Annotated in this window: 14 protein-coding genes; 6 read left to right on the plus strand and 8 right to left on the minus strand. The window is 60.3% G+C overall.

What is annotated here, in order from left to right:
- The coding region (locus tag ACPYOI_RS29805) for a PleD family two-component system response regulator (protein WP_481423738.1) at positions 1-1,343 on the minus strand (1,343 nt) is incomplete at its 3' end.
- 18 nt (positions 1,344-1,361) lie between these two features.
- On the minus strand, positions 1,362-1,733 hold the full coding sequence (locus tag ACPYOI_RS29810; RefSeq protein ID WP_010065708.1) for a response regulator: 372 nt from the start codon (positions 1,731-1,733) through the stop codon (positions 1,362-1,364).
- A gap of 132 nt (positions 1,734-1,865) precedes the next feature.
- Here ACPYOI_RS29810 and ACPYOI_RS29815 point away from each other — a divergent pair, with 132 nt between their 5' ends.
- Together ACPYOI_RS29815 and ACPYOI_RS29820 are read left to right on the plus strand one after the other, a co-directional pair.
- Positions 1,866-2,174, plus strand: a complete 309-nt coding sequence (locus tag ACPYOI_RS29815) for a DUF3572 domain-containing protein (protein WP_481417032.1) — start codon at positions 1,866-1,868, stop codon at positions 2,172-2,174.
- 5 nt (positions 2,175-2,179) lie between these two features.
- Entirely contained in the window at positions 2,180-2,857 is a 678-nt protein-coding gene (locus tag ACPYOI_RS29820) for a hypothetical protein (RefSeq protein ID WP_481423739.1), read from the plus strand.
- Here the strand turns inward: ACPYOI_RS29820 and ACPYOI_RS29825 are convergent.
- On the minus strand, positions 2,832-3,419 hold the full coding sequence (locus tag ACPYOI_RS29825) for an N-acetyltransferase family protein (protein ID WP_481417030.1): 588 nt from the start codon (positions 3,417-3,419) through the stop codon (positions 2,832-2,834). The genes ACPYOI_RS29820 and ACPYOI_RS29825 overlap by 26 nt on opposite strands.
- A 78-nt stretch (positions 3,420-3,497) precedes the next feature.
- Between ACPYOI_RS29825 and ACPYOI_RS29830 the strand changes: the two genes are divergently transcribed.
- The 3 genes from ACPYOI_RS29830 (at position 3,498) to ACPYOI_RS29840 (ending at position 6,746) form a co-directional block, all read left to right on the plus strand.
- A complete protein-coding gene (locus ACPYOI_RS29830) occupies positions 3,498-4,790 on the plus strand; it encodes a DNA polymerase IV (protein ID WP_481417029.1) in 1,293 nt (430 codons plus the stop codon).
- A gap of 134 nt (positions 4,791-4,924) precedes the next feature.
- Positions 4,925-6,163 carry a L,D-transpeptidase family protein gene (locus ACPYOI_RS29835; protein ID WP_481417028.1) on the plus strand — a complete coding sequence of 413 codons (1,239 nt, stop codon included), beginning with the start codon at positions 4,925-4,927 and terminating at the stop codon, positions 6,161-6,163.
- Positions 6,164-6,281: 118 nt separating this feature from the next.
- Complete coding sequence (locus ACPYOI_RS29840) at positions 6,282-6,746, plus strand: hypothetical protein (RefSeq protein WP_481417027.1); 465 nt, start codon at positions 6,282-6,284, stop codon at positions 6,744-6,746.
- 32 nt (positions 6,747-6,778) lie between these two features.
- Here ACPYOI_RS29840 and dnaE read toward each other — a convergent pair whose 3' ends face one another.
- The gene (dnaE, locus tag ACPYOI_RS29845; protein ID WP_481417026.1) at positions 6,779-10,264 is read right to left on the minus strand and encodes a DNA polymerase III subunit alpha; all 3,486 of its coding nucleotides are present in this window, start codon (positions 10,262-10,264) and stop codon (positions 6,779-6,781) included.
- A 308-nt stretch (positions 10,265-10,572) separates the two neighbouring features.
- Between dnaE and ACPYOI_RS29850 the strand changes: the two genes are divergently transcribed.
- Positions 10,573-11,148: a hypothetical protein gene (locus ACPYOI_RS29850; RefSeq protein ID WP_481417025.1), complete on the plus strand. Its 576-nt coding sequence runs from the start codon at positions 10,573-10,575 to the stop codon at positions 11,146-11,148.
- A 16-nt stretch (positions 11,149-11,164) separates the two neighbouring features.
- Here the strand turns inward: ACPYOI_RS29850 and ACPYOI_RS29855 are convergent, their stop codons facing one another.
- From ACPYOI_RS29855 to ACPYOI_RS29870, 4 genes are all read right to left on the minus strand, one after another.
- A complete protein-coding gene (locus ACPYOI_RS29855) occupies positions 11,165-11,848 on the minus strand; it encodes an ABC transporter ATP-binding protein (RefSeq protein WP_481417024.1) in 684 nt (227 codons plus the stop codon).
- Between the two features lie 15 nt (positions 11,849-11,863).
- Positions 11,864-13,171 (minus strand): lipoprotein-releasing ABC transporter permease subunit, encoded by a 1,308-nt coding sequence (locus ACPYOI_RS29860; RefSeq protein WP_481417023.1) that lies wholly within the window; start codon positions 13,169-13,171, stop codon positions 11,864-11,866.
- Positions 13,172-13,188: 17 nt separating this feature from the next.
- A complete protein-coding gene (gene proS / locus ACPYOI_RS29865) occupies positions 13,189-14,511 on the minus strand; it encodes a proline--tRNA ligase (RefSeq protein WP_481417022.1) in 1,323 nt (440 codons plus the stop codon).
- Between the two features lie 590 nt (positions 14,512-15,101).
- Entirely contained in the window at positions 15,102-15,377 is a 276-nt protein-coding gene (locus tag ACPYOI_RS29870; protein WP_168829212.1) for a DUF1467 family protein, read from the minus strand.
- Positions 15,378-15,415 lie beyond the last annotated feature (38 nt).

The raw sequence follows: 15,415 nt of genomic DNA on the forward strand, positions 1-15,415 counted from the left end.
CCGGTATTCTTTGCTTCGTAAAGAGCAAGATCTGCCTGCTTCATAAGCTGGTCCGGTGTGAGGACGGAAGACAGGCGCGATGAAATGCCAAAGGAGGCGGTGACGTTCAGTGCGTGCCCTGCCGACTTCAGCTCGAAGGGAATGCTCTCGACGGCTGCCCGGAGCCGCTCGGCAACGGCAGCAGCCACTTCAGGCGAGGTATCCGGCATCACGACCACGAATTCCTCGCCGCCATAGCGGCAGGCGAGATCGGCGCCGCGCACCGTCGAGCGGATGCGATTGGCAAATTCCTTGAGCACCTGGTCGCCGGCATCGTGGCCATGCGTATCGTTGACCTGCTTGAAGCGGTCGATGTCGGTAATCAGCACGGAAAGCGGCCGGCCTCGCGCCATCGAGCGGCTGAAGAGAAGGTTGAGGTGATTGTCGAGGTAGCGGCGGTTGTTGAGGCCCGTCAGCGGATCGGTGACGGCAAGCTCGATGGTCTGCTTCACGCTGGCGCGCAGACGGTCGTTGTAACGCTTGCGACGGATCTGCGTCAGGCTGCGAGCAATGAGCTCGTTCGTATCGACCGGGCGGATGATGTAGTCGTTGACGCCGAGATCGAGCGCCCGGATAACCATGTCATCAGCGCCCTGCTCCGTGATGATCAGGATCGGCAGGAAGCGGGTGCGCTCAAGGGAGCGGAACTGCGAGCAGAGCCGCAACGGATCATAGTCGTCGAAATTGGCGTTAACGATCACCAGCTCAAAGGCGTTTTCGGCCGCTTCGAACAATGCTGCCTGCGGATCGGAAATGGCGGTCGCTTCGGCGATCGGCTTCAGCGCCTTGATGATGCGCTCCTGCGAGTTGGCACGGCTGTCGACCAGCAGAATCTGGCCGGCCTCTTCCGCGCGTCCTTCATTGCCTCGCAGCATGTCTTCGATGCCCATCGTCTGCGCCGTCTCGGCGCGGATGCGCAGTTCATCGCTCAACGTCTTCAGGCGCAGGAGGCTTTTGACGCGGGAAATGAGCTGCAGGTCATTGACCGGCTTGGTGAGGAAATCGTCGGCGCCGGCCTTCAAGCCGCGCACGCGATCTGCCGGCTGATCCAGTGCCGTCACCATCACGACCGGAATATGCGACGTCTTGGCGTTTGCCTTCAGCCGCGCGCAAACCTCGAAGCCGTCGAGCCCCGGCATCATCACATCGAGCAGGACGAGGTCGACCTGGTTGCGCTCGCAGATCGCCAGCGCCTCATAGCCGTCTGCGGCCGTCAGCACGTCGAAATATTCCGCAAGAAGCCGCGCTTCGAGCAGCTTCACGTTCGCCGGAATATCGTCAACCACCAATATGCGCGCAGTCATAAACGTCTTTCAGATGCGCTAGGCATCGCCGAGATAGGTCTTGATCGTTTCGATGAACTTCGGAACCGAGATGGGCTTGGAGACATAGGCTTCGCAGCCGCCCTGGCGGATACGCTCCTCGTCGCCCTTCATTGCAAAGGCCGTCACCGCAATCACCGGGATGACGTGCAGCTCGTCGTCTTCCTTCAGCCACTTGGTGACTTCCAGACCGGAAACTTCCGGAAGCTGGATATCCATTAGGATCAGATCAGGCCGGTATTTGCGAGCAAGATCAAGCGCTTCCATGCCATTTCGGGTTTGAATCGTGGTATAGCCGGACGCTTCGATGAGGTCGCGAAAGAGCTTCATGTTTAGCTCGTTATCTTCTACAATCATCACCTGTTTGGGCATGGCACGCTCATCCTTACGTCCCCTTGCTGCCGCCTGCGCCGTGAAGGAAAATCTTCGGGCGCGCGATTCAAGGAAACCGATAGCTGCAAACTACCGGTATTTGGTTGAAAAAAAGGTAACTCACCCAGCGAAATGCAAAGCAACTTCAAGACTTCCAAACAATTAGCGAAAGACCCGCAGGAAACCGCCATCGCTGTTCTCGGCTGGCTCGCCAATGAGCCGGACATGTTCTCGCGTTTTCTGGCGCTGACGGGCGTGGAGCCGGCGCAAGTCCGCAACGCTATCAACGATCCGGGTTTCCTCGCCGGCATGCTCGATTTTCTGATGCACCACGAACCGACGGCAATGGCTTTCTGCGAAGCGAGCGGCACGACACCCGAGGCCCTCAGTGCCGCATGGCGGCATTTCTCCTCCCCCGGCCTCGATTCGGGAGAATACTGAGCGCGATGGAGGCCGTGACGCTCTCTCATGTACGGCTTGGCAACCGGCCCCTGATCGTCTGCGATGTCGATGACGTCGTGCTGCAGTTCATCGATCCTTTTCAACGCTTCCTTTTGAGCGAAGGGCACGAGCTTTTGCCGCGTTCCTTTCGCCTGCATGGCAACATCGTCTCTAGAGATGGCGTTGTGCTGGAGGATGTCCATGTCAGCCGACTGATCGAGACCTTCTTCGAGCGGCAGGAAAAGTGGCAGTTGCCGCTTTCGCTCGTCGTCGAGACACTCGGCCGGCTCTCCGCCGACGCTGACATCGTTTTCCTCACGGCGATGCCGCCGGTCTATGCCGACCGGCGGCGGCGGCTGCTCGATCGGTTCGGCCTCGCTTACCCACTGCTCGCAACCCGTCAGCCGAAGGGCCTGGTGGTGAAGACCCTGCACGGCACGCGCGCCCTGCCCGTCGTTTTCATCGACGACATGGCCATGAACCTTCATTCGGTGCGCGAACATGTCGAGAGCTGCCTTCTACTTCACATGATGCCGGTTTCCGAAATCCATCGTTTCGCGCCGGCGGCCATGGATGGTATTCCACGCATCAACACCTGGGACGAAGCCGCGTCCCTGATCGGCCGGCATTTCGACGAGGCCAACGCCGCGCGAAGCCTCACTGCTGCAAATCCAGCCGCATGAGCGGCCTTCCGTCCTTTCGCCGCGCCACGGGCTCGAAGCCCGCGGCATCGAAGATCGCCGTCGAACCGATGCAGAGCGTCACCGATTTCGATTGCTTCGTGTGGTCGATGGGACAGCCGTCCAGATAGCGCGCGCCGTTTTGCTTCGCGTGGTCGATGGCGGCCCGCAGCAGATGGTGACTGAGCCCCTTGCCGCGCAACGGTGCTGCAAGAAAGAAGCAGCTGACCGCCCAGACCGAGGAATCCAGAGCATCGCTATCCTCCAGCGGGCGCGAAACGGTGCGTGGCGAGTTGAACTGCGGAACGTCATGCCGCGGCCCCACCTGCACCCAGGCCACTGGCTGATCTTCCGCGTAGGCGAGAATACCCGGCGGCGGACCGGCGGCGATGCGGGTTTTGATATGCGCCCTCCGCTCATCCGGCCCCATTTTCGTGCGAACGGCATGCGGCAGCCTGAGGGCCACGCACCAGCAGTCGCAGAAGGCGCCGCGCGGGCCGAAAAGCGTTTCGAAATCTGCCCAGCGCCCGGGCGTCAGCGGCTCAAAACGCAGCTCGATATCCAAGGTCAATTCTCTCCCGTCTCTTGAGACTCAAAAGCTTAAAGCGTAATCTGCCGATGTTCAATCTTTGTTCCCGCCACGATGATGCTCAAGCCAGACAAGACACCCGGCTTCTGTCGCGACTGCCTTGCCGAGCAGAAGAGCGAAGCGCGCCGTTGCGCGGTCTGCGGCAGCCCTCGCCTCGTCCGGCACAAGGAACTCTATGACCTGACGCTTGCACATATCGACTGCGACGCCTTCTATGCGGCCGTCGAGAAGCGCGACAATCCGGACCTTGCAGACAAGCCGGTCATCATCGGCGGCGGCAAACGCGGCGTCGTCTCCACCGCCTGCTATGTCGCCCGCATTCACGGCGTTCGCTCCGCCATGCCGATGTTCAAGGCGCTGGAAGCCTGCCCGCAGGCGATCGTCATCCGCCCCGATATGGAGAAATACGTCAAGGTCGGCCATGAGGTCCGCGCCCTGATGCAGGAACTGACGCCGCTGGTGCAGCCGCTTTCGATCGACGAGGCCTTCCTCGAGCTCGGCGGCACCCAGCGCCTGCATCACGATCCGCCGGCGCGCACGCTCGCAAAATTCGCCCGCCGCGTCGAAAAGGAGATCGGGATCACGGTTTCCGTCGGGCTTTCCTATTGCAAGTTCCTCGCCAAGGTGGCCTCCGACCTGCAGAAGCCGCGCGGCTTTTCCGTCATTGGTCGTGAAGAGGCCGTTGAGTTTCTGGCGCCGCGGCCGGTCACCACGATCTGGGGCGTGGGCAAGGCCTTTGCGGCAACCCTCGAAGCAGACGGCATCCGCACGATCGGCCAGCTTCAGACAATGGAGGAACCGGACCTCATGCGTCGCTACGGCAGCATGGGCCAGAGGCTTGCGCGCCTTTCGCGCGGCATCGACGACCGCGAGGTGCACCTCAACGATCCGGCCAAGAGCGTCTCTTCAGAGACGACCTTTTTCGACGACATCTCCCGCTACGACGAGCTGGTGCCGATCCTGCGCAACCTCTCTGAAACAGTCTCCTGGAGGTTGAAGAAGAGTGGCATCGCCGGGAATACCGTCGTGCTGAAGATGAAGACGGCAGACTTCAAATCCCGTACCCGCAACCGGAAGCTGGAAGACCCGACGCAGCTCGCCGACAGGATTTTCCGCACCGGCATCGAGCTTCTGGAGAAAGAGACGGACGGCACGAAATTCCGCCTGATCGGCATTGGCGTCACCGACCTTTGCGACCCGGCACGGGCCGATCCGCCGGATCTCATCGACCAGCAATCCACGCGGCGCGCAGCAGCGGAAGCCGCCATGGACAGACTGCGCGAGAAATTCGGCCAGAAAACCGTGGAGACCGGCTATACGTTCGGCGGCGGCAAGCGCGACGGATAGTCTGGCAACCACGCCGCCGGAGCGGCCTCAAAATCACCAATGCGTGAGGACCGCTTTGAGCTACGAATGCTCAAGGCTTCATTAAACATCGTGCCATACTGTCCCGGGCAAGTATTGCGTATTGGTTGGATAACATGTTCTCGCGTTTAGTTTTCGGCCTCGGCTTGCTGTCGGCGACCGCACTCGTGCATCATGCAGCGCTTGCGGCCGACGCTCGCACCCTGCAAATCTTCGTTTCCAAGGACAAACAGTCGCTTACGGTCTATGACGGCGCGGAAGTGGTGGCGACGTCGAAGATTTCGACCGGCAAGGCTGGGCACACGACGCCGAGCGGCATCTTCTCCGTTCTCGAGAAGCAGAAGTATCACGAGTCCAACCTCTATTCGGACGCTCCCATGCCCTGGATGCAGCGGCTGACCTGGTCCGGCATCGCGCTCCACGAATCGAATTCAGTGCCGCGCTATCCTGCCTCGCACGGTTGCGTGCGCATGCCTGCCGCCTTTGCCAGGGAACTCTACAAGATGACGGACCTGAGCGTGCCGGTCATCATCAGCGATGCCGAAGTGGCGCCGGAGTCGATCGTGCATCCCAATCTTTTCCATCCCGAAGTGCCGGAGCCGCCACTGCTGCTCTCGGATGTGCAACTGCGCCCGGCGATCGGCGATACCAGCGGGAAGTCCGTCCAACTGGCGATGAACACCGTCGGCCCCCAGCCTGTAGCGGCCATCGCGGTACCTGAGAACACCGATCCGATCCGCATTCTGATCACTCGCCGCACGCAACGCGAGACTGTGCTCGATATTCAAACCTATCTCAACCAGCTGGGCTTTTCGGCAGGTACGCCGGACGGCCTGCTCGGCACGGCGACCATTCAGGCCATCAACCTTTTCAAGGCTTTGCGACCGGCGCTTTTCAAGGGCGACAAGGCCCTCGTCAGCGATACTCTCCTTAGGGAAGTTTACGCAGCGGCAGGCAAAGGCGAGCCGCCGAACGGCGTCATCATGGTGCGTCAGGATTTCAAACCCGTGTTCGAGGCGCCGCTGACCATCGAAAATCCGCGGCTCGCACTGGGCACGCATTTCTTCACGCTGCATGCCATTGATGCCGAGAGCGGCACGGCCGACTGGCTGGGCGTGACGCTCAAGAACGATCTCTCCCGCGAGACGATGAAGCGGCTCGGAATTGCAAACCAGGAAAGCGCGATCGTGACGGGCACGCCGATCGCCAACGCGCTGTCGCGCATCTCTCTCCCGGACGAAACGCGTCGGAGGATCGACGGGATGCTGGCAGCCGGTTCGACTCTGACGATCACCGACAGCGGCATCGGCCCCGAGACAGGCGCCGGCACCGATTTCATCACGATCACGCGCTAGCCCACTGCGTTGTCGCAGGTCTTGAACCTCGCGCATAAGTTCCGGAATTCTGCCGAATCAGGATATTCGATCAATCAATGAAGCGGTGCGCTTGATCGAAAAATGGAAATGCTGACGCATGTATGTCCTGAAGCACGGCATCAAGAAAAACCCCGAAAAGCGGTGGGCGCTGCCTGACCGTATCTTCTTCGGCTATGGCGCGTGCCACATCCTCGCAGGTGTCTTCCTTCAGCGCCCGCCGCTCGAAGGCTTTTATGCTGAGCGCATCATACCGAACGAGGGCTTTTGGGGAGGACATATGTATGTGACGAACGGCATCATCGCCTTCGATTATCACGGCTACTCGGCGCGCGAACGGCTGCTGGAACACCATCGGAAGGGCTGGGCGTCTCATAGTCCCGGATGGGGCTGTGCGATAGAGCGAGTCGACTTCGATCCGCTCAATACGGCCGAGCTAAACCAACGGAAGATGCGCGGGCCTGATCAATATCTGCATGACCCAATTCCCCGGGCACGCAACTTCATTGAGCGTAGAAACCATGCGAAGGATGCGGCGAAGGCGCTCGAAACGACCTTCGCTTAAAATTGTAGGCCGGCGCAGGAAATCTTGAGGACCTAGACAAGTTCGACATCGATGATACCGGGTGCGGCGCGCAGTGCGGCGGCAATCTCCGGCGTGATGCGGTATTTCTGCGGCAGCTCGACTTCGACCTCGCGCTTGCCCTCTTCCTTGATGACGATGAAGGAAACGAGGCCGTCGCCCTTGGCGTTGAGATGCGCCGCAACGGCGCGCAGCGGGCCCGAATCGCGGACATAGACGCGCAGCGCCTTTTGCATCTGCAGCGACTTTTCCTCGAGTGACTGGATCGTCTGCAAGCGCAGCCCGACGCCCTCCGGCCGCTCTTCGCCGGTGGCCGTGAGCACGAAGGATTTTCCAGGCTCCAGCACATCGCGGTACTGATTCAGCATTTCGGAGAACAGAACGGCTTCGAACTGCCCCGACGAATCCGAGAAGACGATGATGCCCATCTTGTTGCCGGTGCGCGTCTTGCGCTCCTGCTTCGAAATGACGGTCCCGGCAAGGCGGGCATTGGTTGCCCCTTGCTTCACCGCGGTCGAGAACTCCGCAAAGGTCTGGACACGCATCTTCTGCAGGATGCTGTTGTAGCTGTCGAGCGGGTGAGCCGTCAGATAAAAGCCCAGCACCTGGAACTCCTTGAGCAGCCGCTCGGACGCGAGCCAGGGCGCAAAGGGCGGAAGCGCAATCTTCTCCGGCCCGGATGACAGCGCACCGCCGAAGATATCTGACTGGCCGCTTAACTTGTTTTCCTGCGCGCGCTGCGCGTAGCCCATGATGCGATCGAGGCCGGCTGCGAGCTGCGCACGGTCCTGGCCGAAGCAGTCGAAGGCGCCGGCATAGATCAGGCTTTCCAGCACGCGCCGGTTGACCTGGCGCGGGTCGATGCGCAGGCAGAAATCCTCGATGCTCGCAAACGGCGTATCGCCGCGCACCTGGACAACGTGATCGACGGCATTTTCGCCGACACCCTTGATGGCCGCGAGCGCAAAGTAGATGCGGTTGTCGCCGGTTTCGAAATGACGGAACGAGGTCTGGACGGAGGGCGCGATCACCTCGATGCCGAGGCGTTTGGCATCCTGACGGAAATCGTTGACCTTGTCCGTGTTCGACATGTCGAGCGTCATCGACGCGGCGAGGAACTCCACCGGGTAATGCGCCTTCATGTAGGCGGTCTGGTAGGAAACGATGGCGTAGGCCGCGGCGTGCGACTTGTTGAAGCCGTAGTTTGCGAACTTCGCCAGCAGCTCGAAGATGTTGTCGGCCTGCGGCTTCGACACGCCGTTCTTGACGGCACCGTCGACGAAGCGCTCGCGCTGCTGGTCCATCTCGGCCTTGATCTTCTTACCCATGGCGCGGCGCAGAAGATCGGCTTCGCCGAGCGAATAACCGGACAGGACCTGGGCGATCTGCATCACCTGCTCCTGGTAGACGATGACGCCCTGCGTTTCCTTCAGCAGATAGTCGATCGTCGGATGGATCGACTCGACCTCTTCCTCGCCATGCTTGCGGGCATTGTAGGTCGGGATGTTCTCCATCGGGCCTGGGCGGTAGAGCGCCACGAGCGCAATGATGTCCTCGATGCAGTCCGGCTTCATGCCGATCAGCGCCTTGCGCATGCCGGCACTTTCAACCTGGAACACGCCGACCGTTTCGCCGCGCGACAGCATCTCGTAGGTCTTCTTGTCGTCGAGCGGGATCGAGGCAAGGTCCACCTTGACGCCGCGCTTGGCGACGAAATCGACCGCAACCTTCAGCACCGTCAGCGTCTTCAGCCCGAGGAAGTCGAACTTGACGAGACCGGCCTGCTCCACCCACTTCATGTTGAACTGGGTGACCGGCATGTCGGAGCGCGGATCGCGATACATCGGAACCAGCTTTGACAGCGGACGGTCGCCGATGACGATGCCCGCGGCATGCGTCGAAGCGTGGCGGTAAAGGCCTTCGATCTTCTGCGCAATGTCAAGCAGACGCGCTACCACCGGCTCCTTCGCCGCCTCCTCCTGAAGCTTCGGCTCCTCCTCGATCGCCTTGGAGAGCGGCGTCGGATTGGCCGGGTTGTTCGGCACCAGCTTGCAGATCTTGTCGACCTGGCCATAGGGCATTTCCAGCACGCGGCCGACGTCGCGGAGAGCGGCACGTGCCTGCAGCGAACCGAAGGTGATGATCTGCGCCACCTGCTCGCGGCCGTATTTCTTCTGAACGTAGCGGATCACCTCTTCGCGGCGGTCCTGGCAGAAGTCGATGTCGAAGTCGGGCATCGAGACGCGTTCCGGATTGAGGAAGCGTTCGAAGAGCAGCGAGAAGCGCAGCGGATCAACATCGGTGATCGTCAGCGCATAGGCGACGAGCGAGCCGGCGCCCGAACCGCGGCCGGGGCCGACCGGAATATCATGCTGCTTGGCCCATTTGATGAAATCGGCAACGATCAGGAAGTAACCCGGAAACTTCATGCGCTCGATGACGCTCAGTTCGAATTCGAGCCGCTCCCGGTAATCCTTTTCCTCGTAGCCCGCCGACATGCCGAGCGTCGCAAGGCGCATGTCGAGCCCCTCTTCCGCCTGGCGGCGGAGTTCGAGCGCCTCAGCGCGTTCCGCCTCCTCGGCATCCGCCGTCGCGCCGGTGAAGCGCGGCAGGATCGGCTTGCGGGTCTTCAGAATGAAGGAGCAGCGGCGGGCGATCTCGACCGTGTTTTCCAGCGCTTCCGGCAGATCGGCAAAGAGCTTTGCCATTTCGGCGCGGCTCTTCAGATAATGATCGGGCGTCAGGCGGAAGCGGCTGTCGTCGGAAACGATGGCGTTGTGCGCAACGGCCATCAAGGCGTCATGGGCATCATAGTCGTCGCGCGTCGGAAAGAATGCCTCGTTGGTTGCCACCAGCGGCAGGTCGTGATCGTAGGCAAGCCCCACGACCCTTTGCTCATGGCGCTTGTCGTAGGTTCCGTGGCGCTGCAGCTCGACATAGAGTCTGTCTGCGAAGAGGCGCTTCAGGGTGAGCAGCCGGCTCTCGGCCTGTGCAGCATGGCCGTGCTTCAGCGCCATGTCGATGGGACCGCCGAGCGCGCCTGTCAGCGCGACCAATCCCTCGGTGCCAGCCTCCTCCAGCCAGGACGCGCGGATATGGATCGCCTGGTTGTCCTCGCCGCCGAGGTAAGCGCGGCTGACGAGATCGACCAGCCGCTCATAGCCTGCGGCGGTTGCGGCAAGCACGACGATCGACGGCAGCTTGAGCAACGCCTGCTGACCGCCGCGCTTCTCGGTCTCCAGTCCGTCTTCCATGTCGATCGACAGCTGGCAGCCGATGATCGGCTGCAGCCCCTCCTCCATCGCTTTCTGCGAAAACTCGAGAGCGACGAACAGGTTGTTGGTATCTGTGATGGCGATCGCCGGCTGGCTGTCGCCGGACGCCTTGTAGAGGATTTTCTTCAGCGGCAACGCGCCTTCGAGGAGCGAGTAGGCGGAATGAACACGCAGATGGACGAAACCCGGCGTACCGCCGATGATACCGCTCTCTGCATCTGCCATGTCATGCCCTTTCAATCGCCCGAATGAATCGGCTGCATTGTCGAGGTTGCCGGCAGCGATGTCCAGAAGTAGTCCCCTATTCGGGCTGTATGAAGCTATACAGTCCCCTCAAAAAATTACATTGACATCAGAATCAGCGAGAAGCTGGCTACGAACATTGCGATGGAGGTGAATGCTGCGATATCACGGATCAGGTCAGTCATTTGGCTCTCCTTTACTTGTTATGTTTTTACTTTGTTCCGCTATTGTTCTGGTGTCAACAGGAATCTCTTCCGTTTGGTTAACGACGGAAGGCTGGAGAACAAATCATGAAGATTGTAGTTACCATTCTTTGCTGGGCGTTCCTTGCCACTGCTGCCTCGGCTGAAACGATCGATCCCGCACGCATCGTCGACGCCGCCACGGGTGACTGGGATCAGGATGGCCTGCAGGACCTCGCAGTTCTGGCGGCGGCTTCGGAAGACGGCGGCGAGATAGGCATCTACATCTATCTTCGAGACCAGGATCATCAGCTCCTGCGGCTTGCCGTGAGCGCGCCTGGCAAGATCTGGGGCAGTGCCGACGCTGACGGCGTGTTCGGGCAGGAGCCGTCGGTCAAGGCAGCCGGCAAGTCGTCGATTGCGATCCACTCACAGAACAGCGCGATGGGCCGCGATCGTTGGGATCAGACATTGACGCTTGCCTATCGAGACAAGCAATTCATCGTCGCCGGCTACACCTATACGCATTATGACACGCTCGATCCCAATGCCGGCGGTTCCTGCGATTACAACGCCCTGACCGGAAGCCTGCAGAAGGACGGCAAGAGCGTTAAGGCCGCGCCGAAGACAATCGCCATACAGGACTGGACCGACGAGACCGGTCAGGCTATCTGCGGAAAGTAGACCTGCTGCGCGTCTCTCAGAACTCGACGAGCTTGCCCTCGCTGATGGTCACGCGGCGGTCCATGCGGCGGGCGAGTTCGTGATTGTGCGTGGCGATCAGTGCCGCGAGTCCGGACTGCCGGACGAGCGCCTCGAGGGCGTCAAAGACGTAGCTCGCGGTTTCGGGATCGAGGTTCCCGGTCGGCTCGTCGGCCAAAAGCAGCGCCGGCGCATTGGCGACGGCACGCGCAATCGCGACGCGCTGCTGCTCGCCGCCCGATAGCTCGGCTGGCCGGTGGGTGCCGCGATGGCCGATGCGCATATAGTCGAGCAGCTGCGTTGCACGTTCGGCAGCCTCCTTGCGCGGAAGGCCGGCGATCATCTGCGGCATCATGATGTTTTCGAGCGCCGAGAATTCCGGCAGGAGGTGGTGGAACTGATAGACGAAGCCGATCTCGCTACGGCGGATCGCGGTGCGCTTTTCATCCGACAGTCCTTCGCAGGCATGGCCATTGATCATGACTTCGCCGGCATCGGGATGTTCCAGCAGCCCGGCCACGTGCAGCAGCGTCGATTTGCCCGTCCCCGATGGGGCAACCAGCGCAACGATCTCGCCGCTATGAAGGGCAAAATCGGCGCCCTTGAGAATGCTAAGCAGCGTTTCGCCCTGGCCATAGTGACGCTCGACGCCGGAAAGCTTGAGAACGACGTTCCGATTCATTGAAATCAGCATTCCTTATTCGTAGCGGAGCGCCTGCACCGGATCGAGCCGAGATGCTCGCCAGGCCGGGAAAATGGTCGCAAGGAAGGAGAGCGTCAGCGCCATGATGACGACGGAAAGCGTTTCACCGAGATTCATCTCCGCCGGCAGCTGGCTGAGGAAATAAAGCTGCGGATCGAAAAGCACCGTGCCCGAGACCCAGGAGAAGAATTCGCGGATCGATTCGATATTGATGCAGACGATCACGCCGAGCAGCACGCCGGCAACGGTGCCGACGATACCAATCGCAGCACCGGTCATGAAGAAGATGCGCATGATCGAGCCGGAAGTCGCACCCATGGTGCGAAGGATGGCGATATCGCTGCCCTTGTCCTTCACCAGCATGATCAGGCCGGAGATGATGTTCAGCGCCGCAACGATGACGATCAGCGTCAGGATCATGAACATGACGTTGCGCTCGACCTCAAGGGCGGAAAAGAAGGTCTGGTTGCGCTGCCGCCAGTCCGTGATCGCGATCTGGCGGCCAGCCGCCGCCTCCACCTTCGGACGGAGATTGTCGATATCATCAGGGTTGTTTGCGAACAGTTCGATCGACTGAACGAGCCCCTCGGCATTGAAATAGAGCTGCGCCTCTTCGAGCGGCATGTAGATGATCGCCGCGTCATATTCCGACATGCCGATCTCGAAGATGCCGGAAACGGTATATGACTTGACGCGCGGATTGATGCCCATCGGCGTCACATCGCCTTCCGGCGAGATCAGCGTGATCGTATCGCCCGGCTGCAGGCCGAGCTGCGTTGCCATGCCGGAACCGACGAGAACGCCCTGCCCGGAGGCGAAGCCCACCATGTCCCCGGACTTGATGTTATCGGAAACCGTCTTGAGCTTGGTAAGGTCTTCCGCACGAATGCCGCGCACCAGCGCGCCGGTTCCGGCACCCGCCTGCCCCGAGGCCAGCGTCTGCCCCTCGACCAGCGGCAGCGCCATCTTGATGCCCGGCACTGCTGCAAACTTGTCAGTCAATGCCGCATAGTCGTTAAAGGGACCGTCTACCGGCTGGACGATCATATGGCCGTTGATGCCGAGAATGCGCGAGATCAGCTCGGTGCGGAACCCGTTCATCACCGCCATGACGATGATCAGCGTCGCCACGCCGAGCATGATGCCTACGAAGGAAAAGCCGGCAATGACAGAGATGAAGGCCTCCTTGCGGCGGGCGCGCAGGTAGCGCCACGCCACAAGGCGTTCGAAGGCAGAAAATGGGCTGCTTGCCGGACCAAAGCCAGATTTCGAACCCCGCTGGTCCACCGCCGCTTCTGCCATTTCGCCTCCGTTCAGCCTTACGCCAAGAGCTTGTTGATCGCCGCGTCGATGGTCATCGTTTCACGGGCACCGGTCTTGCGGTCCTTTATTTCCACTTCGCCGTTCGCGACCGCGCGCGGACCGGCGATGATCTGGACGGGCACACCGATCAAATCGGCCGTGGCGAACTTCGTTCCGGCGCGATCGTCGGTATCGTCGTAGAGAACGTCCTTGCCTGCATTCGACAGCGCCACGTAGATCTTCTCGCAGGCTGCGTCGCAGGCACCGTCGCCCGCCTTCATGTTGATCACGATCGCATCGAAGGGAGCGACGGAAGCCGGCCAGATGATTCCGTTCTCATCATGCGATGCTTCGATGATGGCGGGAACAAGGCGCGTCGGGCCGATCCCGTAAGAACCCATGTGAACGGCGTGTTCTTTGCCGTCCGGACCCTGCACCCTGGCGCCCATCGGCTCGGAGTATTTCGTACCAAAATAGAAAATATGCCCGACCTCGATGCCGCGAGCGGAGAGACGATCGCCCTCCGGCACCGCGTTGAAAGCGGCCTCGTCATGCATTTCGGACGTTGCAGCGTAGAGCGAGGTCCACTTGTCGAAGACGGCCTTCAGGCCCTCGACGCTGTCGAAGTCCGTATCTGCAGCCGGAATATCGAAATTGACGAAATCCTTGTGGCAGAAGACTTCGGATTCGCCCGTATCCGCTAGGATGATGAACTCGTGGCTCAAGTTGCCGCCGATCGGGCCGGTGTCGGCGCGCATCGGAATGGCGCGCAGGCCCAGGCGGTCGAAGGTACGCAGGTAGGCCGTGAACATCTTGTTGTAGGAATGCTCGGCACCTTCGCGCGTCAGATCGAAGGAATAGGCATCCTTCATCAGGAATTCGCGCGAGCGCATGGTGCCGAAGCGCGGGCGGATCTCGTCGCGGAACTTCAGCTGAATGTGATAGAGATTGAGCGGCAGGTTCTTGTAGGACTTGACGTAGGAACGGAAGATATCCGTCACCATTTCCTCGTTCGTCGGTCCGTAAAGCATCGGCCGGTCCTGCCGGTCCTTGATGCGTAGCATCTCCTTGCCATAGGCGTCGTAGCGCCCGCTCTCCTGCCAGAGTTCGGCGGACTGGAGCGTCGGCATCAGAAGCTCGGTGGCGCCCGCACGGTTCTGCTCCTCGCGGATGATGTTGTTGACCTTGTCGAGAACCCGCTTGCCGAGCGGCAGCCAGGAATAGATGCCCTGAGACTGCTGGCGGATCATTCCGGTTCGCAGCATCAGCCGGTGAGAGACGATTTCCGCCTCCTTGGGGTTTTCCTTAAGGATGGGCATAAAATAGCGGGACAGACGCATGACGGATTCCAGAGCAGTTGGGATTCCGCATCTCATACGGAATCGACGGCGATCATTGGTATTGGGAGCGTTCATAACCGCTTCGCGGCCGGAAAGAAACCCGCGTTGGGCGCAGGCGCCCTTCCGTAGCCGCAAGTTTACCGTCAAAAGATGCCCCTGTTGGAAAAAGCGGGCTTTTTGAACGGCTTGCGTCAAAATGTCATCAACAGGAATTTTCTTCTCAACTGTAGCAAAAATGCAAAAAAAGCTGGTGACAAAGCCCATTCTTTGAGCTAGCTTTAGCTTACAAAACAGGCAGGGAGTTCAATCCCTGTCGAATTTCGCGGTCAAGTCTTGGGAGGATCAGATCTTAGGCGCGTTCATCGCAGCCCCGGCAACGGTACAGATCACGCGATACTTGAAAACAAGGCTTTCAGCCTTGTTTTTTTTTGGTTTTTTATCAGCCATCACCTGCAGAAAGCCGTTTCTGACGTAACGGTAAGGCCACATGCCGTTGCGTGAGTTCTCTGCCGCACTTTTGTGACGCGCGTATGACAGGGATTTTTAATTAGAACAACGGCATATGCTCAAAGATCGAGCAAAAGCTCCAATTATTGGAAATGGGGGCCGATCTGCGGGAGGGCATCGAACCCCCAGCCGAAATAAGTCGACGAAACATACCAGGCGACATAGACGACCGCCGAGATGATCGTCGTCAGCGAGAAGGTGAAGAGCGCCCGAAACCGCGTCGGCGCGCTCGGAACGGTGCCGAGAACGACCTCGTTATCCTCCGCTTGGGTGCGCAGGCCGATGGGCAACACCGCAAAGAGCGTGATCCACCACACGATGAAATAGACCGCAAAGCCCTGTAGAAAAATCTGCAGCATTCTTATGTCCCGAGGTGCGGCTGCGAACATCGCAACAG

The sequence above is a fragment of the Rhizobium sp. SVR5-2C genome, from assembly GCF_056755115.1.